Below are 25,162 nucleotides of genomic sequence, written 5' to 3' on the forward strand. Positions count from 1 at the left end.
TCCAGGGTACGGGTCCGGCTCCGGGCTCGGTCCGGACTCTGGGGGCGGCCTGGCCTCTGGGTGCGGGCACGGTTCCGACTCCGGGGGCGGGCACGGTTCTGGGCCCGGTCCGGACTCTGGGGGCGGGTCTCGGCGTGCTTCTGGATTTTCGGGGCGTTTCTGCTGTGCTTGGTCGCATGACGCCCGATGCCTCTTCCGAATCTGCTCCGCGCCGCTCCCGAACCGTCCCCTCCCCTCGGCCGCTGCGCAGGATGACCGCGCGCGGGCGGAACGAGGCACACCGGGTCGCGTCGCCGCTGGAGCTGTTCTTCGATCTGTGTTTCGTCGTGGCCATCGCCCAGGCGGGAGTGCAGCTGGTGCACTCCGTCGCGGAGGCGCACGCGGCCGAGGGCATCCTGAACTACGCGATGGTGTTCTTCGCCATCTGGTGGGCGTGGATGAACTTCACCTGGTTCGCGTCGGCGTACGACAACGACGACGCGCTGTACCGGGTCGTCACCCTGATCCAGATCGCCGGTGTGCTGGTGCTGGCCGCCGGGGTGTCCAAGGCGTTCGAGGACCACGACTTCCTGTTGGTCCTGCTGGGCTATGTGATCATGCGGATGGCGCTGACCGTGCAGTGGCTGCGCGCGGCCCGGAACGCGGACGGTGCCGAGCGGCGGATGGCGTTGCGGTACGCGGGCGGGGTCGTGGTGTGCCAGATCGGCTGGGTGGGGCTGGTGCTCCTGCCGGAGTCCGCCCGGCCGTGGCTGTTCCTGGTGATGGCGATCGCCGAGATGTGCGTCCCGCTGTTGGCGGAGAGGGAGTTCAACACGGTCTGGCATCCGCACCACATCTCCGAGCGGTACGGGCTCTTCACGATCATCGTCCTCGGCGAGACCATCGCCGCGGCCACGATCGCGGTGAAGGTGGGGGTGGACGAGAACGACGCCTTGGGCGAGCTCCTCCCGATCGCCTCGGGCGGGCTGCTGATCATCTTCGCCGCGTGGTGGATCTACTTCGTCGTACCGATCCACGGCCATCTCAGCTCCAGCAGGAAGGCGTTCCTGTGGGGGTACGGCCACTATGTGATCTTCGCGTCGGCGGCGGCGATCGGTGCCGGGCTGGAGGTCGCGGTGGAGCAGGCGGTCGGCAAGGCGCACATCTCCACGCCGGCGGCGTCGGCCGCGGTGACGCTTCCGACAGCGTTGTTCCTCCTGACCGTGTGGGCGCTGCACGCCCGCCACTACAAGGTGGGTACGGCGCAGCAACTGGTGCTGCCGGTCACGGCGTTGGCGGTGGCCCTGTGCACGTTCCTGGGTGACTGGGCGGTGCTCGCGGCTGGTGTGGTGACCGCGCTCGCGGTGGCCGTGGGGGTGACACTGACCGCCCGGATGGCCGCGCGGGAGGAGCGCGAGGAGGCCGTGGCGGGCGCGTCGGCCACGTAGGTCGGGTCGACACTGGGCGTATGACAGTTGACGCTCTGACGGATGTGGCCGGGTTGCGCGTGGGGCATGCCACGAGGATCGGTGACGGGTGGCTCACCGGTACGACGGTTGTCCTCGCACCGGAAGGTGGCGCGGTCGCGGCGGTGGACGTGCGCGGTGGCGGGCCGGGTACCAAGGAGACCGACGCGCTCGATCCGCGCAATGTGGTGCGGAAGATCGAGGCGCTCGTACTGACCGGTGGCAGCGCGTACGGGCTGGACTCGGCGACGGGTGTGATGGCCTGGCTGGAGGAGCGAGGGCGCGGGGTGCGGGTCGGGCCCGATCCGCGGCAGGTGGTGCCCGTGGTGCCGGCGGCCTGTGTGTTCGACCTCGGCCGGGGCGGCGACTTCCGGGCCAGGCCGGACGCGGCGGTCGGCCGCGAGGCGGTGGAGGCCGCGGCGGCGAGCGAGGCGGGCGCGCCTGTTCAGGAGGGGTCCGTGGGCGCCGGGACGGGGGCGGCCGTCGGAATGATGAAGGGAGGGGTCGGCACCGCGAGTGCCGTGCTCGAATCGGGTGTCACGGTGGCGGCGCTGGTCGTGGCCAACGCGGCGGGGTCGGTGGTGGAGCCGGAGACGGGGGCGTTGTACGGGGAGTTGGTCCAGGGGCTGTTGAGCTGTCCGGCCGCGGAGGTTCACGAGGCTGCGCGGGCGCGGCTCGCCGAGGCCGCCGCGAAGAACAGCCTTCCCCCGCTGAACACCACCCTCGCGGTGGTCGCCACCGACGCCGACCTGTCGAAGGCACAGGCCCAGAAGCTGGCGGGCACGGCCCACGACGGCATCGCACGCGCCGTCCGGCCGGTACACCTCCTCCACGACGGCGACACGGTCTTCGCACTCGCCACGGGAGCGCATCCCCTGGCAGAAGAAAACCCGCTCGCCCTGAACGAGGTCCTCGCCGCCGGCGCGGACCTGGTGACCCGCGCAATCGTCCGAGCGGTACGCACCGCCGAGTCGGTGGAGGGCCCGGGAGGACTGTGGCCGTCGTACGGGGAGCTGTACGGGCAGCGGTAGCGGGAGGGGATGCAATGGGCGGAGGCGGGAGGGGGTGTTCCCCATGTCCTTGGTCGACCGCCGACGTCCAGACCGAGGAAGGCGTCGATGTCGTCGAAGTCGATCACGTGCAGGCCGTGCATCTCGCTTCCGTTCGGCTCCAGTCGGCACGACACAGCGCTGAACTGCCACATCCACGTTGCAGAGAGCTCTTCCGGCTCGAGTGAAGGCGGTGCTCTAGCGCCGAATCCGCGGTCCGTCGATGCCTCCCGAGCCCAGTGACACCACCCCACCGATCTTCAACAACAGGAGGGGAAGTCATCCCGGAACCGACGGCCGGAGGCCTCATTGCGGGGCCTCGAAAACGGTAACGGGAGGGGAGAGGTGAGGCCGCCGGTCTGGAATGACCCGACTGGGCCGGCCGTCATGGCCAACCCAGCCCGGCCAACCCCACCCACTCACCCACTCCCCCGAAGGCTTCTACGGCCCCGGCGCGACCGCCTTTCTGAGGGTGTGTAGGCACAGGGTCAGGGCTTCGTGTTTGGTGCCGGTGGTGCGGCCTCGTTGCCAGGCCACGTAGAGCAGGGACCAGAGGGTCTGGACGATCCAGTCGACGTCCAGGGTGGGGTCGAAGGCGCCTTCGGTGTGGCCGCGTTCGATGAGGTGGGCGAGGGCGCGGTCGGCGTCGGTGTCCTCCTCCCAGCCCTCCCAGTTCCAGGTGGCGACCAGGGACTCGTCGAAGACGAGGGTGAGGGCGTCGCCGAGTTCGAAGAGTTCCTGGCACAGCCGTTCCAGGGCTGCGAGGGCCGGGCCGTCGTCCAGGCGGCTGCGGTCGGTCGCGGCGGCGACCTTTTCGAGGACGTCGGCGCCCAGGGCCTTCAGGAGGTCGGTGCGCTCCGCGAAGTAGCGGTGGACCGTGGTGCGGCCGACGCCCGCCGCGGCGGCCACGTCGCCGAGGGAGGCCCCGGAGTTCTTGGCCAGTACGGCGGCGGCGGCGTCGAGGATGGCGCGCCTCGTGCGACCTCGCGCGCCGCTCCGGTCGCTTACTGCGGTGTCCATGGGCACACACTGTAGCGCCGTTCCATAATAAAACAGAGTTGACACTTTTGGAACATCGATGTTCCACTCGTGAGCATGGTTGCTCCGGAGAGTCTGCGGGTTCTTGCTTCGTTCGCCCGGCCGCACCGGCGGGCGCTGACGGTCGGGCTGGTGCTCGCGCTGGCCGCGTCGGCGCTGGGTCTGGCCACGCCGATGGTGACCAAGTGGGTGCTGGACGCGCTCAACGACGGGAGTTCGCTGCGTGGTCCGGTGGTCGCGCTGCTCGTACTGCTGGTGATCGGCGCGGTGCTGTACCGCGTGCAGTGGGTGCTGCTCGGCACACTCGGCGAGAAGGTGGTGCTGGACGCCCGGGAGTCGATGGTGCGGCGGTACTTCCGGGCGACGATCCCCGCGGTGACCGCGCGGCCGCCGGGCGAGCTGGTCTCACGGGCGGTCTCGGACACGGTGCTGCTGCGCGAGGCGGCCTCGTCGAGTGTGATCGGGCTGATCAACGGCGTGGTGATGCTGGTCGGCACGCTGGTGCTGATGGGCTTCCTGGACCTGGTCCTGCTCGGCACCACGGTGGCGGCCGTGCTGGTGGTGATCGTCCTGTTCGCGGTGCTGATGCCCGGCATCGCGAAGGCGCAGGAGCGGGCGCAGGAGCACGTGGGCCGGGTCGGCGGCACCCTGGAGGGCACGCTGCGGGCGATCCGTACGGTCAAGGCGAGCGGTGCCGAGGACCGGCAGGCGGAGCGGATCGCGGCGGACGCGCGGGCCTCGGCGGAGTACGGCATCCGCGCGGTGCGGCTGGAGGCCACCGTGTGGACCATCGCCTGGACCGGGATCCAGCTCGCGGTGATCCTCATCCTCGGCGTCGGCGCCTGGCGGGTCGGGGAAGGGCAGTTGGAGGTGTCCAGCCTGATCGCCTTCCTGCTCTACGCCTTCGGGCTGATGGAGCCGATCACGGAGCTGTCGCAGAACCTCACGGCGCTGCAGTCCGGCATCGCCGCGGCGGAACGGATCCGGGCGGTGGACGAGTTGGACGCGGAGACGGACGGACCGCCCGCCGTGACGGACGGGCCGCCCGTGACGGACACGCGGGCGACGGACGTGCGGGCGGAGCCGTCGGGCCGGCGGCGGAGGAGCGGTCCCGTGCCGAGTACGAGCGGTCCCGTGCCGGACACGAGCAGCACAGCGTTGGACACAAACGGTCCCGTGCCGGACACACGCGGCCCGGTGCCGGACACGAACGGCGTGGCGCTGGACACGAGCAGCAGGGTGTTGGACACGAACGGCCCGGTCCTGGAGCTGAAGGGCGTCACGGCCTCGTACGGTCCCGGTCGGGAGCCTGCCGTGCGCGGGGTCGACCTGGCGGTGCCGGCCCGCGGGCACACCGCGATCGTCGGGCCCTCAGGGGCGGGCAAGACCACGGTCTTCTCCCTGCTGTTGCGCTTCCTGGAGCCGCAGGAGGGTGCGCTGCTGCTGGACGGTGTCCCCTACCACCGGCACAGCCACGCGGCGATCCGTTCCAGGCTGGCGTATGTGGAGCAGGACACCCCGGTCGTCCCCGGCACCATCCGCGACAACCTGCTCATCTCCCGGCCGGACGCGGACGAGGAGGAACTGCGTCAGGTGCTCGCGGACGTGCGGCTGACGGAGAAGGTGGAGTCGCTGGACGAGGGGCTGGACGCGGAGTTGTCGACCGCGGCCGTCTCAGGCGGGGAGCGACAGCGCATCGCTCTCGCGCGGGCGCTGCTGCGGGAGCCGGACGTGCTGCTGCTCGACGAGGCGACGGCACAGCTCGACGCGCTCACGGAGTCGGCGGTCCACCACTGTGTCCGGCGGCGGGCGCGGGAGCACGCGGTGGTGACGATCGCGCACCGGCTGTCGACGGTGATCGACGCGGACACGATCGTGGTGATGGACGCGGGCGGTGTCCGCGCCCGGGGCACCCATGACGAACTGCTCGCCACGGACTCCCTCTACCGCGATCTGGTCGAGGCGCTGCGCATCGCGGACAAGGCCCCCGCCGCATAAGGCGATTGTCCCGAATCTGTCACGCGATGGTGTTGATGGCGGGCTGTGGGAACCCGGGCGGGCGATGTTCCCCTCCTTCTCCATGGATCCGATCTTTCTCCACGGAACGGAGCGGATCACCCCTAACCGCGAGAACTGGAGCAGCCCGTGACAACGCCGGACACAACAGCGAGGCGCGCGCTGGTGGCCTGTGCCGCCCTGATGGTCGGCGCCCTGACCCTCACCGCGTGCGGCGGCGACGCCAAGGCCGACAACAAGTCCGAGGACAAGAACGGCGACACCAAGACCTCGGCGGCGAAGATCCTCATCTCCGCCAAGGACGGCTCGACGGCGGCGTCGATCAACTCGACCGGGGTGAAGGTCAGCGACGGCAGGCTGACCGAGGTGGCGATGAAGGAGTCGGCCACGGGGGCGGCCGTACCGGGGTCGATCGCGGCGAACGGGAAGAGCTGGAAGCCGAAGGAACAGCTGGAGCGCGGGACCAAGTACCAGATATCGGCCACCGCGAAGGACGGCGACGGAAAGCCGGCGGCGGCCAACTCCATCTTCACGACGGTGTCCACGGACAACAGCTTCATCGGTACGTACACACCGGACGGCGGCACGAAGGTCGGCGTCGGGATGCCGGTGTCGTTCACCTTCGACAAGGCGATCGGCGACGGGAAGTTCAGGAAGGACGTCCAGTCGCACATCACCGTCACGTCCAGCAGTGGACAGAAGGTGGTCGGGCACTGGTTCGGCGCGCAGCGGCTGGACTTCCGGCCCCAGGCGTACTGGAAGGCCGGTTCCGAGGTCACGATGAAGATCGACCTGGACGGCGTCGAGGGCGCGAACGGCGTCTACGGCGTGCAGGACAAGACGGTCACCTTCACGGTCGGGCGCTCCCAAGTGTCCACGGTCGACGTCAGCACCCAGACCATGACGGTCGTACGGGACGGCAGGACCGTGAAGACGATCCCGATCTCGGCGGGCAGCCCGGACAACAGCACGTACAACGGGCAGATGGTGATCTCGGAGAAGTTCCGGCAGACGCGGATGAACGGGTCGACGGTCGGCTACGGCGGCGAGTACGACATCGCGGACGTGCCGAACGCGATGCGGCTGACGACCTCGGGGACCTTCATCCACGGCAACTACTGGTACAACAAGGGCAATCCGCCCTTCGGCAAGCAGGGCACCAGCCACGGCTGCGTGGGGATGGCGGACGTACAGGGCGCGAACGGCGACACGGCCGCCAAGTGGTTCTTCGACAACTCGCTCGTCGGGGACGTCGTGACGGTCAAGAACTCCCCCGACAAGACGGTCGCACCGGACAACGGGCTCAACGGCTGGAACATGGCATGGAGTGCCTGGACCGCAGGAAGTGCCGTCTGACCAAGGGGTTTTGAGGTTTCGGCGGGCCGTGTGGGAACTCCTCACACGGCCCCGGCGTTTTCCGTGCGTACGTTTTCTCGGTTCCCGGACATGATGTCCGCCCGAGGGGCTACGGTATGCACCCACAAGGTGACATGCAGCAACGCCGGGAGAAGCCTTGAGCGTTCCGTACGAGACGACAGCGTACGAGTCAGCCGAGTCGCCCGAGTCTCCGGAGGAGCATCTCGCGCGGCTCCTCGGCCGTGCCCTGAACTCCTTCGAGCTGCCGGACGAGACGATACGGCGGCTGGACCGGGCCCTGGCCCACGACAGTTCGCTGCACTCCGCGCACCACAGCGCGGGGCTGCACCGCGAGACGTACCGGCACACCTGGCTGCTGGCCGATGGGAGCGCGCTCACGCTCTGGGAGCTCGTCCACAACACCGCACCGGGCCGCGACACGCAGCACGAGGTGTACGAGGACGAGGAGGAGCTGCGCACCGCGACGGGGCGCCTGCCGCTGCCGGCGGACGCGCCGGACTTCGAACTGCCGGTGCTGGTGCGGGTGTCGCACGTCCCCGAGCCGCTGCACGCGTACGTTCCCGACGACTCCGCGGATCATGGGCGGCGGCTGCTGCGGCGCGCGGAGAACTCCGACCGGCCCGGCGAGGACATGGCCGATCTGCTGCGGACGGCGTTCGCGCACCAGATCACCCAGGCCTTCGGGCGGCCGTGCCGGGCGGGTGAGCGTGGGTTGTGCTTCGCGCTCTACGAGCACGCGTTTCTGCTCCACGACGGGCGGGAGCTGTCGCTGTGGGAGGTCGAGCACACGGCTACGCCCGATGGGCGGCACATGTGTGAGGTGTATCCGTCGGAGGAGGACGCGCGGTCGGCGATGGAGCGGCGCGCGGCTGCCTCCGGCGGTTAGCGGGGATTCGGCCGGTTCGTAGTCTGCGGGTTCGTTGTGGCTGGTCGCGCAGTTCCCCGCGCCCCTGAAGGCACACGACGGTGGGCCGGGACTTCACGAGTCCCGGCCCACCGTCGTTCTCGCTCCTCAGCGGAGCGTTCAGGCTGCTATCGGTTCCTTCTTCTGTGTGGCCGTCGGGGTTTCCGGGGTCTTGTCCGTTTCGCCCTCCGGGGTCGTCCTGCGCATGCCCTTCAGGACGATGACCAGGCCTGCCGTGACCGCTGTGCCGATCGCGATGGCGAGCAGGTAGAGGAAGGGCTTGCCGATCAGGAAGGTGACCCAGATGCCGCCGTGCGGGGCGCGCAGGGTCGAGCCGAACGTCATGGTCAGGGCGCCGGTGACCGCGCCGCCCGCCATCGAGGCGGGGATGACCCGCAGTGGGTCGGCCGCCGCGAACGGGATCGCGCCCTCGGAGATGAAGGAGGCGCCCAGTACCCAGGCCGCCTTGCCGTTCTCCCGCTCCGCCGTGGTGAACAGCTTCTTGCGGATCGTGGTCGCCAGGGCCATGCCCAGCGGCGGGACCATGCCGGCCGCCATGACCGTGGCCATGATCTTCATCGCGGACCCGCTCGGGTCCTGGACCGCGATACCGCCCGTGGCGAAGGCGTACGCGACCTTGTTGACCGGGCCGCCGAGGTCGAAGCACATCATCAGGCCGAGCAGCACACCGAGCAGGACGGCGTTGGTGCCGGAGAGGCCGGAGAGCCAGTCCGTCATGGCCTTCTGTGCCTCGGCGATGGGCTTGCCGATCACGATGAACATCAGGAAGCCGACGATGATCGAGGAGATCAGCGGGATCACGACCACCGGCATGATGCCGCGCAGCACCGGTGGGATCTTGATCCGCTGGATGGCGAGGACGACCCCACCGGCCAGCAGACCCGCGGCCAGACCGCCGAGGAAGCCCGCGGCGATGTTGGCCGAGATCATTCCGCCGACGAAGCCGGGCACAAGACCTGGCCGGTCCGCCATGCCGTACGCGATGTAGCCGGCGAGTACGGGGATCAGGAAGCCGAAGGCGACGCCACCGATCTGGAAGAGCAGCGCGGCCCAGCTGTCGACCTGTCCCCAGTTGAAGACCTCGGTGACCGGCTTGGCCTCGTTGATCTGGTAGCCGCCGATCGCGAACCCGAGCGCGATCAGCAGACCGCCCGCGGCCACGAACGGGACCATGTAACTCACGCCGGACATCAGCCACTTGCGGAGCTTCGTGCCGTAGCCCTCACCGGGCTCGCCGGCCCGCTCCACGGGCGTACCGCCGCGGGGCCCGGCGGCCGCCGTGACCTCGCCGCGCTCTGCCTTGCCGCGCACCTGGGAGATCAGCTCGGCCGCCTTGCTGATGCCGGCCTTCACGCCGACGTCCACGGTGGGCTTCCCGGCGAACCGGTCCTTCTCCCGTACGGGCATGTCGTGCGCGAAGATCACGCCGTCCGCCGCGGCGATGACGGCCGGGTCGAGCCGGGTGAAACCGGCCGAGCCCTGCGTCTCGACGACGATCTCGACGTCACCGGCGTCCCGGCCCGCGTTCTCCAGCGACTCGGCCGCCATGTAGGTGTGCGCGATACCGGTGGGGCAGGAGGTGACGGCGACGATACGGAACGGTCGCCCGCCCTTTCCGTCGGCGGCACCCTTGTCGTCCGTACCGGCGGGTGCGGGGGCCGGGGCAGACCCGGGGGCGGTGCCGGATGCCGCCTCGGAGGCATCCGTGTCACCGGAGCCCTCGGAGGAGCCCTCGGCACCCGACTCGGCGGCCGTGGTCGCAGCCGCGGGCGCTGTCTCGGGCTCCTCGCCGCTGATCAGGGCGGCAGCCCCCGCCGCGTCGTCCACCGACCGCAGCGCCGAGGTGAAGTCGGCGTTCATCAGCTGGCGGGCCAGTGACGACAGGATCGTGAGGTGGGCGTCGTCCGCTCCGGCCGGGGCGGCGATCAGGAAGATCAGGTCGGCCGGTCCGTCCGGCGCGCCGAAGTCGATCCCGTCCGTGCTGCGCCCGAAGGCCAGCGTCGGCTCGGTGACGTGCTCGCTGCGGCAGTGCGGGATGCCGATGCCGCCGTCGAGGCCGGTCGGCATCTGGGCCTCGCGGGCGGCCACGTCGGCAAGGAAGCCGTCCAGGTCGGTCACCCGGCCCAGGGACACCATGCGCTCGGCGAGGGCGCGGGCCGCCGCTTCCTTCGTATCGGCGGACAGGTCGAGATCGACCAGGTCCGCGGTGATCATCTCGCTCATCGCGGGCTCCTTCGCACGCGTATCGCCCGGGGAGATCTGTGGGCGAGGGTGGGGACGGGGGTGCCGCGGTCGGGAACCGCGACGGTTACGGGGACTACGGGGTGTGCTGAGACGGGGCCGGGGCCGGGGAGGTCCCGCCTCCGTGCGGCGGCTGCGGCGGGTAAGGGGAGTCCCCGCCGCATCAGGGCCGGTTCAGGGGTTGCGCGCAAGCCCGTGCGCGGAAGTGGAGGGCCCGTACGCGGGAGTCGGCGGCCGGTCATGACACCGGCTCCGTCAGTACGCGGTCCACGGGGATCTCGGAGGTGACGGTCACCGCGGACGGGTCGAGGTCCGCCGGGCTCGGCATCACGCTGCCCGGAAGCTGGACGGCGGCCGCGCCATGGGCCACCGCGGAGGCGAGCGCGCCGGGACCGCTGCCGCCGGCGATGAGGAAACCGGCGAGCGAGGAGTCGCCCGCGCCCACATTGCTGCGTACGACGTCGACGCGCGCGCCCGCGAACCACGCGCCGTCCTCGCTGACGAGCAGTTGCCCGTCGGCGCCGAGGGAGGCGAGCACGGCTCGGGCGCCCAGCTCGCGCAGTTCCTCGGCGGCCTTGACCGCGTCGCCGACCGTGGCGAGGGGGCGGCCGACGGCCTCGGCGAGTTCCTCGGCGTTGGGCTTGACGACGTCGGGCCGTTCGCGGAGGGCCGCGAGGAGCGCCGGTCCCGAGGTGTCGAGCGCGATACGGACGCCCGCCCGGTGGGCGCGGGCGACGATCTCGGCGTACCAGGAGGGGGCCAGGCCCCGCGGCAGGCTGCCGCAGCAGGCGATCCAGTCGGCGTCGCCGGACTGCTCGCGCACGGTCTCCAGGAGCAACTCCTCCTCGGCGGAGGTGAGTTCGGGTCCGGGTGCGTTGATCTTCGTCAGTACGCCGTCGGCCTCGGCGAGCGCGATGTTCGAGCGGGTCGCCCCGGCGACCGGGACCGGCGCGACCTCGATGCCCTGTGCGTCGAGGAGGTCGGCGACGAGCGCGCCGGGCGCTCCGCCGAGCGGCAGCACGGCGACGGTGCGCCGGCCGGCCGCGGCGACGGCCCGCGAGACGTTGACGCCCTTGCCGCCCGGGTCCATGCGCTCGCCGGTGGCCCGTATGACCTCGCCGCGGTCGAGCGAGGGGACCTCGTACGTACGGTCCAGCGACGGGTTCGGGGTGACGGTGAGGATCATGCGCGCACTACTTCCGTGCCGCCGCGCTCGATGGCGGTCGCGTCTTCGGGGCTCAGCCCGCTGTCGGTGATCAACAGGTCCACTTCACCGAGGTCGCCGAAGCGCGCGAAGTGTTCCTGGCCGTGCTTGGCCGAGTCGGCGAGCAGCACCACGCGGCGCGCGGCGGAGAGCGCGGCGCGCTTCACGGCCGCCTCGGCGAGGTCCGGGGTGGTCAGTCCGTGCTCGATGGAGAAGCCGTTCGCCGCGAGGAAGACGACGTCCGCGCGGATCTCCCCGTACGCCCGCAGCGCCCAGGCGTCGACCGCCGCGCGCGTACGGTGCCGGACGCGGCCCCCGATGAGATGGAGCTGCATGCCGGGGTGGTCGGCGAGGCGGGCCGCGATGGGGAGGCTGTGCGTCACGACGGTGAGCGTCGCCTCCAGGGGGAGGGCCCCGGCGAGGCGGGCGATGGTCGTGCCCGCGTCGAGGATCATCGTGCCCTTGTCCGGCAGTTCGGCCACGGCCGCCTTGGCGATGCGGTCCTTCTCGTCGGCCGCGGTGGTCTCGCGCTCGGCGAGGTCGGGCTCGAAGTCGAGCCGCCCGGCCGGGATGGCGCCTCCGTGGACCCGGCGCAGCAGACCCGCCCGGTCGAGGGCCTTCAGGTCCCGCCGGATCGTCTCCGCCGTGACCTGGAACTCCTCGGCCAGCGACACGACATCCACACGGCCGCCGTCACGTGCGAGTCGGAGGATCTCCTGCTGTCGCTCCGGTGCGTACATGTCCGTTCGCCTCCGCTCTGTGCCCGAACCTGTGGTTTCAGCGTGAGGCTACGCCCAGATTTCCGCAAAGTAAACAGGTTCGGGCATGGATGTGGGCATGAACGGACATCGGACCGGGCATGGGCGGGCATACGGCGAGGCCCGGCCCCCTGAGGGGCCGGGCCTCGCGATGCCGGATCCGGTCGACCGCTGCCGTGAACGGTGTCGTCGGATGCCTTCGTCAGCCGACGAGTTCGGGCGCCTTGTCGAGCGGCGTGATCCCCGGGGTCTCGGCGGTCTCCGCTCCCTCCACGTGCTGGGCGGGGCGCTTCGGAAGGGCGAACATCAGCAGGAAGATGGCCGTCATCACCACGGCGACCCAGATCAGCGCGTTCTGGAAGGCGTCGACGAAGGCGGGACCCACCTCGGGTCCGGGCAGATGGTCGGACATCGTGCCGAAGAAGACGACGGAGACCAGGCCGAGGCCGAGGGCGTTGCCCATCTGCTGGACCGTGTTGATCAGGCCTGATGCCGAACCGGAGTGCTCACGCGGCACCTCGGAGAGGATCGCGTCCGTCAGCGGGGCCACGATCAGGCCCATGCCGACCCCCATGACGACCAGCGGAAGCGCCATCTGCCAGGAGGCGATGGACATGCCGTACCGCTCGGCCTCCCAGATGTAGATCACGACGCCGGCCGCCATGGTCAGCGCGCCCGCCTGGAGCACCTTCCGCCCGAACCTCGGCACCAGCTTCTGCACCGACATGCCCGCCGCCACCGAGACCGCGATCGAGAAGGGAACACCGGTCAGACCGGCCCGCAGCGCGCTCCAGCCGAGGCCCACCTGCATGTAGAGCGTCCAGACCAGGAAGAAGATGCCGAGGCCGACCCCGAAGACCGTCTGCACGGCGATGCCCGCGGCGAAGCTCTTCACCTTGAAGAGGGAGAGCTCGACGAGCGGGGACCCGTCCCGCGCCGCCTTCCTCTTCTCGTACGCCACCAGCGCCGCGAAGACGACGAGGGCGCCGGCCATCACGACGTACCCCCACACCGGCCAGCCCAGCTCGCGGCCGCGGGTCAGCGGGTAGAGGAGCATCAGCAGACCGAGGGTGACGAGGACGACGCCGACGAGGTCGAGCTTGAGGGCGTGCGGGGCCTTGGACTCGGTGATGAACTTCCGGCCCAGGATCAGGCCCGCGATGCCGACCGGCAGGTTGATGAGGAAGATCGGCCGCCACTCCAGGCCGAACAGGTTCCACTCGGTGAGCAGCGCGCCCAGGATCGGGCCCGACACCGCGCCGAGACCCACGATCGCGCCGAACATCCCGAAGACCTTGCCCCGCTCGTGCGCCGGGAACGTGGCGTGCACGATCGACAGGACCTGCGGCACCATCAGCGCGGCCATGGCCCCCTGGAGGATGCGGGAGGCGACGAGCATGTCCGGGTTCACCGCGAAGCCGCAGAGCGCGGACGCGAGTGTGAAGCCGCCGATGCCGACGAGGAACACCCGCTTGCGGCCGTGGATGTCACCGAGCCTGCCGCCGGTGATCAGGCCGGCCGCGAAGGCCAGCGCGTAGCCGGCCGTTATCCACTGGATGTGGCTGAAGGACGCGCCCTCGTCCCGCTGGATCGAGGGGATCGCGACGTTGACGATCGTGACGTCGACCAGGTCCATGAAGGCCGCGGTCATCACGATGGCCAGCGCGAACCAGCGCCGGCGGTCGGCCTCCGGCCGGGGGGACGGGAGAGTGCTGCTGGAAGAGGTCATGCATTGAAGGTAGGGGGGATGTAGGTCAGGTCATGTCCTAGTGGTGGGGCATCCTCGGAGGAGTTGAAGAAGGCTGCGGTGCGTTTGGGGGTGCGGGTGCGTTGTGGCTGGTCGCGCAGTTCCTCGCGCCCCCGAAGACTGCGCAGTTCCCCGCGCCCCCAAAAAGATGGCGCCGTTCCTCGCGCCCCCAAGAGAGTGCGCCGTTCCTCGCGCCCCAAGAAAAGACTGCGCGGTTCCCCGCGCGCCTGACCAGTTCTACGAGAGGGAGACCCAATGAGTACCGACACCCCCGCCCGGCTCCTTCAGTTGTTGTCTCTTCTCCAGACTCCTCGGGAGTGGCCCGGCGGGGAGCTTTCCGAACGGCTGGGTGTCTCGCGGCGGACCGTGCGTCGGGATGTGGACCGGCTGCGGGAGCTCGGCTATCCGGTGCAGGCGACGATGGGCGCGGACGGCGGGTACCGGCTGGTCGCCGGGAAGGCCATGCCGCCGCTGGTCCTCGACGACGAGGAGGCGGTGGCGATCGCGGTCGGGCTGCGGGCCGGTGCGGGGCACGCCGTGGAGGGCGTGGACGAGGCGTCCGTACGGGCGCTGGCCAAGCTCGAACAGGTCCTGCCGAGCCGCCTGAGGCATCGCGTCTCCACCCTGCAGGCCGCCACCACTCCCCTGACCAGCGGCGACGGTGCGAGCATCGCGCCCGAGACGCTGACCGTGATGGCCTCGACCATCGCGGGGCGGGAGTTGCTGCGGTTCGCCTACCGGGCGAAGGACGGGGCGGAGAGCCGGCGCCGGACCGAGCCGTACCGGCTCGTGTCGACCGGCCGCCGCTGGTACCTCGTCGCGTACGACCTCGACCGCGCGGACTGGCGTACGTTCCGGGTCGACCGGGTGGCCGACCCGTTCGCGACCGGGGCCCGTTTCACGCCGCGCGAGCTGCCGACGGGGAGCGCGGCCGAGTATCTGCGCCAGTCGATGCACGGGCGGCAGGAGACGTACGAGTTCGCGGTGACGTTCGCCGCCCCCGCGGAGTACATCGCGGCGCGGCTGCCGGGGTGGCTCGGGGTGCCCGAGCCGGTCGACGAGCGGAGCTGCCGGCTGCGGGGGTCCTCCGGGGATGCCGTGGAGTGGCTGGCGGTGCGGCTCGCGATGGTGAACTGCGAGTTCACTGTGCATGAGCCGGTTGAACTCGTGGAGTATGTACGGCAGTTGGGGGGCCGCCTGAGCCGGGCGACGGCGTCGGGCTGAACGGCGCGGGGCGTGACCGAGAGGTGGCGGGTTCGTGACGAGAGGTGCGGGTCCGCTGTGGCTGGTCGCGCAGTTCCCCGCGCCCCTAAAAGACTGCGCAGTTCCCCGCGCCCCTTAGGTAGATCGGCCCTGAGGTATCTCGCGCTCCTGAGGTATCTCGCGCCCCTGAGGTCTTTCAGCCCCTCCGGCGTTTGAGGAGCGGGGGTTCGGGGGCGGAGCCCCTGAGTAAGGGACGGGAATGGGTAGGGGCGGCGGGGGCGAAAAAAGCCCGCCGGTCCGGCAGCCGTGAGGGCAGGGTTTGCCCTCGTGGCACAATGTGCCACCCGGGTCACCCCGGGGTTCAGGTCCGGGGTGGCCCGGGCAGCCATGCCCAGGCACCCACCACACACCCGCACCCCAAAGCCCGCACCCACACCCCAAAGATGGAGCCGAGCCCCGGCGCCAGGGGGGGGAGGCGCCGGAGCTCGGCTCTGGGAGAGTCCCGGCGCCGGGGGGGTGTGCGTCGGGACTCGGCTCTGTGGGCCCTGGAGTCTTGTGCCCCGGGGCCGATGTGTTGAAGCGGCGGTAAACGGACTTCTGTACGACTGCGTTCGAGACCTGCCCCGACCGCCCGACGAGGCACGGTCACCCCCGGTCCGTCCGAGGTACCTGGTCGGGTAGGGGCCGCCTGCCCCGGCGGAGCGAGACCAATCCTCCCGACGGCGGTGAGTTTCACCGCCCGGTGCTGCTCGGTACCGCCCGCCCGGGACGGTCCCGCTGCCGTCGCGGGAGGCGTCCCGCCCGCTTCCGGCAGACAGTACACACCCGCCCCCGCGAAACCGGTCACAACCGCCCGGCGCGCGATACGCGCCCCCGGCCGGAAGCCACCCGTCGCGGGCCGGGCCGCCGGCGGCCGGAGCACCCGGCCGCCAGGAGCGGCCTACGCGGCGGCGTCGAAGCCCGTGTCGCGGGCCAGCTTCTTCAGTTCCAGCAGCGCGTGCTTCTCGATCTGGCGGATGCGCTCGCGCGTGAGGCCGTGCTCCTTGCCGACCTCGGTGAGCGTGCGCTCCCGGCCGTCCTCGATGCCGTACCGCATCTTGATGATCGAGGCCGTGCGCTGGTCGAGACGGCCGATGAGGTCGTCCAGCTCCTCGCTGCGCAGCAGCGTGAGCACGGACTGCTCGGGCGAGACGGCCGAGGTGTCCTCCAGCAGGTCACCGAACTGGGTGTCGCCGTCGTCGTCCACCGACATGTTCAGCGAGACCGGGTCACGGGCCCAGTCCAGCACGTCGACCACGCGCTCCGGCTTCGTGTCCAGCTCCGCGGCGATCTCCGAGGGCTCCGGCTCACGGCCGTGCTCGCGGTTGAACTCGCGCTGCACACGGCGGATCCGACCCAGCTCCTCGACCAGGTGGACGGGGAGGCGGATGGTGCGGGACTGGTCGGCGATGGAACGGGTGATGGCCTGACGGATCCACCAGGTCGCGTACGTCGAGAACTTGAAGCCCTTGCGGTAGTCGAACTTCTCGACGGCTCGGACCAGGCCCGCGTTCCCCTCCTGGATGAGGTCCAGGAGCGGCAGGCCGCTGCGCGGGTAGCGGCGGGCGACCGCCACGACCAGGCGGAGGTTCGACCGGATGAAGATGTCCTTGGCCCGCTCGGCGTCGGCGACCAGCGCTTCGAGCTCCTCGCGGGAGGCCTTCACCTTTGTGTCGGAGACCTCGCCGTCGAGGATCTGCTGGGCGTACACGCCCGCCTCGATGGTCTGGGAGAGGTCCACTTCCTTGGCGGCGTCGAGCAGCGGTGTGCGCGCGATCTCGTCGAGATACATGCCGACCAGGTCGCGGTCGGCGATCTCGCCGCCTACGACGCGAACACTGCGTGCCGCGTCGGTCCCGCCTGAGGCGGACTTACGACGGGCGACGGCACGGGTTGCCATGCGTGCTCCCTTGCGATGGTGGGCTTGCGGGTCCTAGTGGGTCTGGTGGTGGCTCGGACACCCTCCCGGGTGCCCTGCATCCGATGGAAACAACGACTGGAATCCGGACAGAATTCCCAACCTGTCACTCGATTTTTCTGATCTTGCAGTACCCTGTGCGGCCACCGAGGGAGGGCAGATGTCGTCGGAACGTACAGAGGTGCAGGTCAGGCCAGGAGTCGAGAGCGACCTCGACGCCCTCACGGACATCTACAACCACTACGTGCGTGAGACGCCGATCACGTTCGACACAGCGACCTTCACTCCGGTAGAGCGCCGCCTTTGGCTGCTCTCTCACCCTGAAGACGGCCCGCATCGGCTGATGGTTGCCACGGCCGGGGACTCACAGGAGATTCTGGGCTACGCCACATCCAGCGCTTTCCGGCCGAAGCCCGCGTACGAGACGTCCGTGGAGGTGACGGTCTACCTCGCCCCGAACGCCGGCGGCCGGGGTGTCGGCACGCTGCTCTACAAGGCCCTGTTCGCCGCCCTCGCGGACGAGGACCTGCACCGGGCCTACGCGGGGATCGCCCAGCCCAACGAGGCGTCCGTGCGGCTGCACGAGCGGTTCGGGTTCCGGCACGTCGGTACGTACCGGGAGGTGGGCCGGAAGTTCGGGCGGTACTGGGATGTGGCCTGGTACGAGAAGGAGCTCTGAGGGCTCCGCACCGCGGCCGGGGCCCGTCGCCGGGGCCCCGGGCGGCCGAAGTCCCGGGTGACCGAGGTCCCGGCAGTCTCAGCCGAACTGCACCGACCTCTTCGCCAGGCCCAGCCAGAAGCCGTCGATCACCGAGCGCTGGGCTTCCAGCTCGCCTGCGGCGTCCGCCGCGCCCATCGTCACGAACAGCGGGGCGAAGTGCTCGGTGCGCGGGTGGGCCAGCTGTCCCGCCGGGGACTTGTGGAGGAAGTCGAGCAGGCCGTCGACGTCACCCGAGTCCAGGGCCCGGTGGCCCCACTCGTCGAACTCCGCGGACCAGCCGGGGATCCCGCCCTGCCGCAGGGCCGCCAGGTTGTGGGTGAAGAAGCCGGAGCCGACGATGAGGACGCCCTCGTCACGCAGGGGCGCCAGCTTGCGGCCGATGTCCATGAGGCGGACCGGGTCGAGCGTGGGCATCGAGACCTGGAGGACCGGGATGTCGGCCGCCGGGAACATCTCCACCAGCGGGACGTACGCGCCGTGGTCCAGGCCGCGGTCCGGGATGCCCTGGACGGGCATACCGGGGGCGCGCAGCAACTTGCGGACGGACTCGGCGAGTTCGGGTGCTCCGGGGGCCTCGTACCGCACCTTGTAGTAGTGCTCGGGGAAGCCCCAGAAATCATAGACGAGGGGGATGGTCTCGGTGGCCCCGAGGGCGAGCGGGGCCTCCTCCCAGTGCGCGGAGATCATGAGGATCGCCCTGGGGCGGGGCAGGTCCGCGGACCAGGCGGCGAGCTGGCCGGGCCAGACCGGGTCGTCGGCCAGCGGCGGGGCGCCGTGGGAGAGGTAGAGGGCGGGCATGCGCTCCACGACGGCACGTTCCTCGGTGGCGGCGGACATGGCGGCGGCTCCCTTGGGCACTCGTTCGACCGGCTCGACCGGCTGCGGTCGGGCGCGCTTGCTTGAAGTCTCAACTTCTACGATGCGAGGTTACTCCCCATTTGTTTAACATTCAAGGAGGGGTCTCGTACAGTAGATGCATGAACACGGCATCCGCTGACGAGCCGCGCTGGCTCAGTGACGAGGAACAGCGCACGTGGCGTGCGTACATTCATGCCACCACCCTTCTTGACGACCATCTCGACCGCCAGCTGCAGCGTGATGCGGGCATGCCTCACATCTATTACGGCCTGCTCGTCGGTCTCGCCGAGGCCCCGCGTCGGCGGCTGCGGATGACCGAACTGGCGATGAAGGCGAAGATCACCAGGTCCCGGCTCTCGCACGCGATCGCGCGGCTTGAGAAGAACGGGTGGGTGCGGCGGGAGGACTGTCCTTCGGACAAGCGGGGACAGTTCGCGGTGCTGACGGACGAGGGGTACGAGGTTCTGATGCGGAGTGCGCCGGGGCATGTGGCCGCGGTTCGTCAGGCGTTCTTCGACCGGCTGACCGTCGATCAGCAGAAGGCTCTCGGTGAGGCCATGCTGCTCATCGCGGAGGGGCTGCAGCCGGAGGGGACCGGGGCGGACCTGCCCTGGCTGCGGTAGGGATTCGCCGTTCTTGCTCGGGTGCGGGTGCGGGTGCGCTGTGGCCGGTCGCGCAGTTCCCCGCGCCCCTTGACGGGCGCTCACGCGGCGGAGCCACAAATCGAAACAGCCCCGCGCCGCTGAGAGCCGCTCACGCGGCCCCGCCCAGGACATGGATCTGCCCCGGCTCCACCGCTCTCGGAGCCGGGGCAGATCCCGGTTCGTACGTATGAAGGCGTCCCCACCCCTGCATACGTACGAGGTCAGTGGGTGACCTCGTGCGGGCCGGTCGCGCTAGTGGGCGATGACCGGGACCTTCAGGTCGTCCTCCGTGCCTTCGAGGGAACCCGCGGCCGCCGTGGCGTCGGGGCTTCCGGCGTTGATGAAGGTGAAGGCGATTCCCGCGGCGACGACAAGGATGCCGACGGCGAACCAGATCGCGTTGGTGTAGCCGTGCACCTGGGCCTGCAGCTGGACGAGCTGCTGCTGGGGCTGGGTGGTGGCACCGGCGATGTGGTCCTTGACGTACGCCGTGGTGGCCGAAGCGGCGATCGTGTTCAGCAGAGCCGTACCGATCGCGCCGCCCACCTGCTGCGAGGTGTTGACCATCGCGGAGGCGACACCGGAGTCACGCGGCTCGACGCCCAGTGTGGCCAGGGACATGGCCGGCATGAACGCCGTACCCATACCGAGGCCGAGCAGCAGCATGGCCGGCAGGAGCAGGGCCGCGTACGAGGAGCCGATCTCCATCTGGGTCAGCAGCAGCATGCCGGCCGCGGCGACCAGGAAGCCCGGGCCCATCAGCAGACGCGCCGGGAGGCGGTTCATCAGCCGGGCGCCGATCTGCGTGGAGCCCGCGATCATGCCCGCGATCATCGGCAGGAAGGCGAAACCGGTCTTGACCGGCGAGTAGCCCTTCACGATCTGCAGGTAGTAGGTCAGGAAGAGGAACAGGCCGAACATCGCGATGATCGCGAGGCCGAGCGAGAGGTAGACACCGCCACGGTTGCGCTCGGTGATGACGCGCAGGGGCAGCAGCGGGGCCTTGACCTTGGACTCGACGAGGACGAAGGCCGCGAGGAGCACGGCCGACGCGACGAACAGGCCGATCGTCATGGAGTCGCCCCAGCCCTCGGACTCGGCGCGGGTGAAGCCGTAGACGAGCGAGACCAGACCGACGGTCGACAGGACGACACCCGGGATGTCGAGCGGCGAGCGGTTGCGGCCGGCCGGCTCACGGATGACGAAGTACGCACCGGCAGCGGCGACGACCGCGAACGGGATGTTCACGAAGAACGTCCAGCGCCAGTCCAGGTACTCGGTGAGGAAGCCGCCGAGGATCAGGCCGACGGCGCCACCGCCACCGGCGATCGCACCGTAGATGCCGAACGCCTTGGCGCGCTCCTTGGAGTCGGTGAACATCACCGCGAGCAGCGAGAGCGCGGCGGGCGCGAGCAGTGCGCCGAAGGCACCCTGCAGGGCACGGGAGCCGAGCAGCATCGCCTCGTTGGTCGCGGCACCGCCGAGGGCGGAGGCGCCGGCGAAGCCGATGAGGCCGGTGACGAAGGTGCGCTTGCGGCCCCAGATGTCGGCGATCCGGCCGCCGAAGAGGAGGAGTCCGCCGAAGGCGAGGGCGTAGGCCGTGATGACCCACTGCCGGTTGCCGTCGGAGATGCCGAGGTCCTGCTGGGCCGAGGGCAGCGCGATGTTCACGATGGTCGCGTCGAGCACGACCATGAGCTGGGCGAGCGCGATGAAGGTCAGCGCTTTCCAGCGGTTGGGATCGGGGGCCTGCGCCTTGTCGGCGGCGACCTGGACTGTTTCAGACATGGAGGTACCCACTTCGGGACTTCGGATCGAAAAAGGCAGTAAGGGAGCGCGGCACGTCGTCGGTGACGGCCGGAAGGTTCGGTGCGTAAGTGGGGTTACGCGAGCACTGGTCGGGTCATCGCTGGTACGGACCGCCGCGAGAGGCGGAACTCATCGGTCAGGATTTGCGCAGGTCCTCCATCGTCGCGGTGGTACCCGGCAGTTCGGATGGGGCCGGGGCCCGCAGACCGTCGAGGAACAGCTGCAGGTGGCGGTGGACGAACCGGTCGAAGCACAGGGCCGCGGTGCCGGCCGGGGGCCTGCTGAGCTGGGCCACGGCGATCATGATGTCGCCGACGCCCACGTCGGGTCGGAGCTGTCCGGCTTCGCGGGCGCGTGCCATCAGCCGCTCGGTCAGTTCCTCGATCCGCTCACGCGCCGCTTCCATGTCCGGGTGGTGCTGGTCGAAGGTGCTGGACATCATCGGGCAGAGGGCCGAGAGCCGTTCGTCGGCACAGGCGTGCACGAAGCGCGACAGCGCCTCGAACGCGTCACCCGTCTCGGCGAGCGCGATCTCGGCCGCCTCCGACGTACGGTCCATGACCGAGCAGACGACCTCCCGCACCAGTGCGTCCCGGTCCGGGAAGTTGCGGTACACCGTGGCGTTGCCGACGCCGGCCCGGCGAGCGATCTCGTCGAGCGGCACATCGGGGCCGAACTCCACGAACATCACGCGGGCGGCGGTGACGATCCGCTCCCGGTTGCGCAGGGCGTCGGCGCGCGGCCGGGTCACCTTGTGCTGTACGTGGACTGCGGTCTCCACGGCGTACTCCTTGAGCCGGTGGGTGCGATCCGGGGATCGACTCCCCGTTTCGCTCGGACACATGGCTAAACGGGGAAACGATCCCCAGTTATTTCCCAACCTCGAAGAGATTTGATGTGACCCGCGTCACACCTCCAGAAGGCTCCCACGGGCAAGAAACCCACGATCGGGCTCCTCCAGCGCGCGCCCTCGCATCCGGCGGCACAGGGTGATCGAACAGGGTGCAGCCACACCGGCCGGCTGCCTGGAGCGAAAGGCCCCTGCATGCAGCCGACCAGCCGTCGGATATCCCCGCGCCGCCGCGCCGCAGCCTTCGCCTCGGTCACCGTCCTCACCCTGGCGGTCAGCACCTCGGCCGGGACCGGACATCTGACGACCGGTTCCACCACCGCTGCGGGACCCGTCGCGCCGGCGCGCTCCTCCCCTCTCGGTCCCTGCATGATCAGCGGCTCGATGGGCGTGCAGATGTCCGAGGGCATCCCCACCCCGGCCGGCTACTCACGGTCCACCGGCACCGTCCGCGCCCTGAACCTGATGGTCGACTTCTCCGACGCGCCCGGCCAGGGCAGCGCGCTCGACCGCTTCGGCGAGTTCTTCCCGCAGACCACCGACTGGTTCCGCACCAGCTCGTACGGCCGCCTCGACTACCGCCCCGAGACCCCGATAGGCGGCTGGCTGCGGATGCCCAAGTCCTTCGAGGAGTACGGGATAGAACGCGGGGCCCCCTTCGACCCCGGCTACCGCGAGCTGGTCCAGGACCTCGTGGCCGCGGCCGATCCGAAGGTGGACTTCCGGGAGTACGACCTGCTGAACGTCCTGATGACCCCGAACGCCGGCCCCTCCGCCCTCGACACGGTCCTGTCGGTGACCTTCGCGGGCAACACCGAGGCACCGGTCGCGGACGGGGTGCCCGTGGCGAACGCGTCCTTCGTCTACAGCCGCCAGGACGACGGCTCCGGCTCGTACGACGAGACCGGCTATCGCGTACTCCCCCACGAGAACGGCCATGTCTTCGGGCTGCCCGACCTCTACACCCAGGACGGGGGCGGCGCGGTCGGGCACTGGGACATCATGAGCGAGGACTGGGGGGCCGACAACGACCTGCTGGGCTGGCACAAGTGGAAGCTCGGCTGGCTCGACGACTCCCAGGTCGGCTGCGCGTCCGCGGCCGGCACCACCCAACACGTCCTGACCCCGCTGACCGAGCCCGGCACCGGCGGCAAACTGGTCTTCGTCCCGGTCGACTCGAAGACGGGGTACGCGGTGGAGCTGCGCACCCAGGCCGGCAACGACGAGGCGGTCTGCAAGCGGGGCGTGCTCATCTACAAGGTCGACGCGACCGTCGACACCGGCCGGGGCCCGATCACGGTGATCGACTCCACCAAGGACAGCGGCGGCTGCACACGCAGCCCGAACGTCCACGCCGAACTCTCCGACGCGACCTTCTCCCCCGGCCAGTACTTCAAGGACCTCAGAACCGGCATCCGCATCACGGTCGCGGGCATGGACTCCAAGGGCAACCACCAGGTGTACGTGACCCGGGACCGCCAGGCGGCGTCGTAGGCCTGGGGCGCCCCTTCAGGGGCGCGGGGAACTGCGCGACCGGCCCCCACCGGCCCGCACCTTCGATGCGGCCCTTCCCGCGGAGCGACCCTCATTCATTACCGTGGTCCGCACACCGTAATGGGGAGCCCATGCCACCGACCCACCTCACTCCGACCCACCTCACCCCCGCCGAGCCCGACGCAGTCGTGCCCGTCGAGGCGGTCGCCCCGCTGATGCGGGGCATCACCGTGCTGCAACGGCTCACCGAGGCAGGCGGCACGTCGAGTCTCAGCGCCCTGGAGAAGGCCACCGGCCTCGCCAGATCCACGGTGGACCGCATCGCGGCAACGCTGGCCCGCATGGGATACGTACGTCTCGACGGCCGGGACGCCGTGCTCACGCCGCGGCTGATGGAGCTGGGCAACGCCTATCTGGGCGCGCTGCGGCTCCCCCGGCTGCTGGACGGGCGGGCCGACTCGCTCGCCGACGAGCTGGACGAGTCGGTGTCGCTGGCGGTCGGCGACCGGGACGGCATCCGCTTCATCCACCAGGCGACCCGGCGGCGCGCGATGTCGCTGAGCTTCCGCATCGGCGATCTGCTCCCGGCCGAACGGACCGCGCCGGGCCCGCTGTTCGCCACGGAGTGGACCGAAGAGGACTGGACGCGCTGGCGCGAACGGCGGGCCGCCGATCCCGAGGACCACGGTTTTCCCGACGTGCCGCCGCGTGAACACCCCACCGGGGACGAGGAGTTCGAGGAGCGGACGCGTGAGGCGGCCGCCCGCGGCTGGGCGCTCGACGACCAGTTGATCGAGCCGGGCCTGGTCGCGGTCTCCGTTCCCGTACGGGATCGCGGTGGGCGTATCGCCTGCGTGGTGAGCGTGGTGAGCCACACCAGCCGGCACACCGCCGACTCCCTGCGGGACACCCTGCTGCCCCGGCTGCGGGCGACCGTACGCGCGATGGAACGGGATCTGCGGGACGCCCCCGCCCAGCAACCCGCAGTACCCGCCACGCCCGCCGGGCTCGCCACCTGGACCGGAGCCTCGAAGCATGAACTGGGCCGGGAGTTCATCGAGTCGCTGGCCCGCGGGCTGACCGTGATCACGGCGTTCGGCGAGGGCCGGGCCGAGCTGACGCTCACCGAGGTCGCGCAGGCCACCGGGCTCGCGCGGGCGACGGCCCGGCGTGCGCTGATCACGCTGGAGCACCTGGGCCAGGTGACCGCCCACGGGCGGACGTTCACGCTGACGCCGCGCGTCCTGGCCCTCGGCTTCCCGCCCCTCTCCCGTACGACGCTTCCGCAGATCGCCGCCCCGCATCTCGCCGAACTCGCCGACCGGCTGCACGACTCGGCGTCCCTGGCGGTCCTCGCGGGCGACGAGATCCAGTACACGGCCCGCGTCGCCACCAGCCGCATCATGAGCGTCAACATCACCGTCGGCACGCGCTTTCCCGCCTACGCGACCTCTCTGGGCCGGGTGATGCTCGCCGGCCTCGGCGCGGGCGAGCGGGGCCCGTTTCCGACCGGCCTGCACGCGCTGACCCCGCACACGGTCACGGACCCGGGTGCTCTCACGGCCGTCCTCGACCGCGTCCGGGAGGCCGGATACGCGCTGGTGGACGGGGAGTTGGAGGAAGGGCTGCGGTCGATCGCGGTTCCGGTGCGGGATCGTACGGGGCAGGTCGTGGCGGCCGTGAACGTGGCCATGCACAGTTCTCGGCGGACGGTTGAGCAGTGCGTGGGTGAGGTGTTGCCGGAGTTGGCCGCGGCGGCCGGGCGGATCGAGGGGGATCTTCGGGTGGCGGGGCGGTTCGCTCGGGTGTCGGTCGCCTAGCCTGCG

General features: G+C 70.5%; 19 protein-coding genes. 10 read left to right on the forward strand and 9 right to left on the reverse strand.

All coding sequences use genetic code 11. The features are described from left to right. The first annotated feature begins 176 nt into the window (after nt 1-176). Both JEQ17_RS19820 and JEQ17_RS19825 read left to right on the forward strand, forming a co-directional pair. Nucleotides 177-1,427 (forward strand): low temperature requirement protein A, encoded by a 1,251-nt coding sequence (locus JEQ17_RS19820; RefSeq protein WP_200396480.1) that lies wholly within the window; start codon nt 177-179, stop codon nt 1,425-1,427. 20 nt (nt 1,428-1,447) lie between these two features. After that, nucleotides 1,448-2,476, forward strand: coding sequence for a P1 family peptidase (locus JEQ17_RS19825; protein WP_200396481.1), 1,029 nt, complete (start codon nt 1,448-1,450; stop codon nt 2,474-2,476). A 459-nt stretch (nt 2,477-2,935) separates the two neighbouring features. On the opposite strand, the gene JEQ17_RS19830 is transcribed toward JEQ17_RS19825, so the two are convergent. Continuing rightward, entirely contained in the window at nt 2,936-3,514 is a 579-nt protein-coding gene (locus JEQ17_RS19830) for a TetR/AcrR family transcriptional regulator (protein WP_234048273.1), read from the reverse strand. Nucleotides 3,515-3,589: 75 nt separating this feature from the next. On the opposite strand from JEQ17_RS19830, the gene JEQ17_RS50070 reads away from it, so the two are divergent. From JEQ17_RS50070 to JEQ17_RS19850, 3 genes are all read left to right on the forward strand, one after another. Further along, on the forward strand, nt 3,590-5,530 hold the full coding sequence (locus JEQ17_RS50070; RefSeq protein WP_234048274.1) for an ABC transporter ATP-binding protein: 1,941 nt from the start codon (nt 3,590-3,592) through the stop codon (nt 5,528-5,530). A gap of 147 nt (nt 5,531-5,677) precedes the next feature. Continuing rightward, nucleotides 5,678-6,904, forward strand: coding sequence for a L,D-transpeptidase (locus tag JEQ17_RS19845; protein ID WP_200396483.1), 1,227 nt, complete (start codon nt 5,678-5,680; stop codon nt 6,902-6,904). Between the two features lie 157 nt (nt 6,905-7,061). Next, nucleotides 7,062-7,811 carry a DUF6227 family protein gene (locus JEQ17_RS19850; protein ID WP_200396484.1) on the forward strand — a complete coding sequence of 250 codons (750 nt, stop codon included), beginning with the start codon at nt 7,062-7,064 and terminating at the stop codon, nt 7,809-7,811. Between the two features lie 138 nt (nt 7,812-7,949). On the opposite strand, the gene JEQ17_RS19855 is transcribed toward JEQ17_RS19850, so the two are convergent. From JEQ17_RS19855 to JEQ17_RS19870, 4 genes are all read right to left on the reverse strand, one after another. Next, a complete protein-coding gene (locus JEQ17_RS19855; protein WP_200396485.1) occupies nt 7,950-10,073 on the reverse strand; it encodes a PTS fructose transporter subunit IIABC in 2,124 nt (707 codons plus the stop codon). Nucleotides 10,074-10,329: 256 nt separating this feature from the next. Next, complete coding sequence (pfkB, locus tag JEQ17_RS19860) at nt 10,330-11,277, reverse strand: 1-phosphofructokinase (protein WP_200396486.1); 948 nt, start codon at nt 11,275-11,277, stop codon at nt 10,330-10,332. Beyond that, nucleotides 11,274-12,035 carry a DeoR/GlpR family DNA-binding transcription regulator gene (locus JEQ17_RS19865; protein WP_200396487.1) on the reverse strand — a complete coding sequence of 254 codons (762 nt, stop codon included), beginning with the start codon at nt 12,033-12,035 and terminating at the stop codon, nt 11,274-11,276. Before JEQ17_RS19865 ends, pfkB begins: the two co-directional genes overlap by 4 nt. Nucleotides 12,036-12,255: 220 nt before the next feature. Next, nucleotides 12,256-13,782 carry an MFS transporter gene (locus tag JEQ17_RS19870; protein WP_200396488.1) on the reverse strand — a complete coding sequence of 509 codons (1,527 nt, stop codon included), beginning with the start codon at nt 13,780-13,782 and terminating at the stop codon, nt 12,256-12,258. A 273-nt stretch (nt 13,783-14,055) separates the two neighbouring features. Between JEQ17_RS19870 and JEQ17_RS19875 the strand changes: the two genes are divergently transcribed. After that, the gene (locus tag JEQ17_RS19875) at nt 14,056-15,024 is read left to right on the forward strand and encodes a helix-turn-helix transcriptional regulator (protein WP_200396489.1); all 969 of its coding nucleotides are present in this window, start codon (nt 14,056-14,058) and stop codon (nt 15,022-15,024) included. Between the two features lie 919 nt (nt 15,025-15,943). Here the strand turns inward: JEQ17_RS19875 and JEQ17_RS19880 are convergent. Continuing rightward, complete coding sequence (locus tag JEQ17_RS19880) at nt 15,944-16,942, reverse strand: sigma-70 family RNA polymerase sigma factor (protein ID WP_200396490.1); 999 nt, start codon at nt 16,940-16,942, stop codon at nt 15,944-15,946. A 178-nt stretch (nt 16,943-17,120) separates the two neighbouring features. On the opposite strand from JEQ17_RS19880, the gene JEQ17_RS19885 reads away from it, so the two are divergent. After that, a complete protein-coding gene (locus JEQ17_RS19885; protein ID WP_200396491.1) occupies nt 17,121-17,639 on the forward strand; it encodes a GNAT family N-acetyltransferase in 519 nt (172 codons plus the stop codon). A gap of 78 nt (nt 17,640-17,717) precedes the next feature. Here the strand turns inward: JEQ17_RS19885 and JEQ17_RS19890 are convergent, their stop codons facing one another. Continuing rightward, entirely contained in the window at nt 17,718-18,518 is an 801-nt protein-coding gene (locus JEQ17_RS19890) for a dioxygenase family protein (RefSeq protein ID WP_200396492.1), read from the reverse strand. 140 nt (nt 18,519-18,658) lie between these two features. On the opposite strand from JEQ17_RS19890, the gene JEQ17_RS19895 reads away from it, so the two are divergent. Continuing rightward, nucleotides 18,659-19,162, forward strand: a complete 504-nt coding sequence (locus JEQ17_RS19895; protein ID WP_200396493.1) for a MarR family winged helix-turn-helix transcriptional regulator — start codon at nt 18,659-18,661, stop codon at nt 19,160-19,162. Nucleotides 19,163-19,435: 273 nt separating this feature from the next. On the opposite strand, the gene JEQ17_RS19900 is transcribed toward JEQ17_RS19895, so the two are convergent. Together JEQ17_RS19900 and JEQ17_RS19905 are read right to left on the reverse strand one after the other, a co-directional pair. Next, nucleotides 19,436-20,971: an MFS transporter gene (locus JEQ17_RS19900; RefSeq protein WP_200396495.1), complete on the reverse strand. Its 1,536-nt coding sequence runs from the start codon at nt 20,969-20,971 to the stop codon at nt 19,436-19,438. A 157-nt stretch (nt 20,972-21,128) separates the two neighbouring features. Further along, nucleotides 21,129-21,773: a TetR/AcrR family transcriptional regulator gene (locus tag JEQ17_RS19905; protein WP_200396496.1), complete on the reverse strand. Its 645-nt coding sequence runs from the start codon at nt 21,771-21,773 to the stop codon at nt 21,129-21,131. A gap of 264 nt (nt 21,774-22,037) precedes the next feature. Here JEQ17_RS19905 and JEQ17_RS19910 point away from each other — a divergent pair, with 264 nt between their 5' ends. Next, nucleotides 22,038-23,336 (forward strand): M6 family metalloprotease domain-containing protein, encoded by a 1,299-nt coding sequence (locus JEQ17_RS19910; protein WP_200396498.1) that lies wholly within the window; start codon nt 22,038-22,040, stop codon nt 23,334-23,336. 131 nt (nt 23,337-23,467) lie between these two features. Continuing rightward, nucleotides 23,468-25,156, forward strand: a complete 1,689-nt coding sequence (locus JEQ17_RS19915; protein WP_234048275.1) for an IclR family transcriptional regulator domain-containing protein — start codon at nt 23,468-23,470, stop codon at nt 25,154-25,156. The last annotated feature ends 6 nt before the right edge of the window (nt 25,157-25,162 follow it).

It is taken from the genome of Streptomyces liliifuscus (assembly GCF_016598615.1).
Taxonomy (GTDB): Bacteria; Actinomycetota; Actinomycetes; order Streptomycetales; family Streptomycetaceae; genus Streptomyces; species Streptomyces liliifuscus.

Coding starts and splice junctions, on each gene's coding strand:
- JEQ17_RS19895 (WP_200396493.1), top strand. CDS start 18,659: ATGAACACGGCATCCGCTGACGAGCCGCGCTGGCTCAGTGACGAGGAA.
- JEQ17_RS19910 (WP_200396498.1), top strand. CDS start 22,038: ATGCAGCCGACCAGCCGTCGGATATCCCCGCGCCGCCGCGCCGCAGCC.
- JEQ17_RS19875 (WP_200396489.1), top strand. CDS start 14,056: ATGAGTACCGACACCCCCGCCCGGCTCCTTCAGTTGTTGTCTCTTCTC.
- JEQ17_RS19900 (WP_200396495.1), bottom strand. CDS start 20,971: ATGTCTGAAACAGTCCAGGTCGCCGCCGACAAGGCGCAGGCCCCCGAT.
- JEQ17_RS19915 (WP_234048275.1), top strand. CDS start 23,468: ATGCCACCGACCCACCTCACTCCGACCCACCTCACCCCCGCCGAGCCC.
- JEQ17_RS19890 (WP_200396492.1), bottom strand. CDS start 18,518: ATGTCCGCCGCCACCGAGGAACGTGCCGTCGTGGAGCGCATGCCCGCC.
- JEQ17_RS19830 (WP_234048273.1), bottom strand. CDS start 3,514: ATGGACACCGCAGTAAGCGACCGGAGCGGCGCGCGAGGTCGCACGAGG.
- JEQ17_RS19825 (WP_200396481.1), top strand. CDS start 1,448: ATGACAGTTGACGCTCTGACGGATGTGGCCGGGTTGCGCGTGGGGCAT.
- JEQ17_RS50070 (WP_234048274.1), top strand. CDS start 3,590: ATGGTTGCTCCGGAGAGTCTGCGGGTTCTTGCTTCGTTCGCCCGGCCG.
- pfkB (WP_200396486.1), bottom strand. CDS start 11,277: ATGATCCTCACCGTCACCCCGAACCCGTCGCTGGACCGTACGTACGAG.
- JEQ17_RS19865 (WP_200396487.1), bottom strand. CDS start 12,035: ATGTACGCACCGGAGCGACAGCAGGAGATCCTCCGACTCGCACGTGAC.
- JEQ17_RS19820 (WP_200396480.1), top strand. CDS start 177: ATGACGCCCGATGCCTCTTCCGAATCTGCTCCGCGCCGCTCCCGAACC.
- JEQ17_RS19870 (WP_200396488.1), bottom strand. CDS start 13,782: ATGACCTCTTCCAGCAGCACTCTCCCGTCCCCCCGGCCGGAGGCCGAC.
- JEQ17_RS19880 (WP_200396490.1), bottom strand. CDS start 16,942: ATGGCAACCCGTGCCGTCGCCCGTCGTAAGTCCGCCTCAGGCGGGACC.
- JEQ17_RS19855 (WP_200396485.1), bottom strand. CDS start 10,073: ATGAGCGAGATGATCACCGCGGACCTGGTCGATCTCGACCTGTCCGCC.
- JEQ17_RS19885 (WP_200396491.1), top strand. CDS start 17,121: ATGTCGTCGGAACGTACAGAGGTGCAGGTCAGGCCAGGAGTCGAGAGC.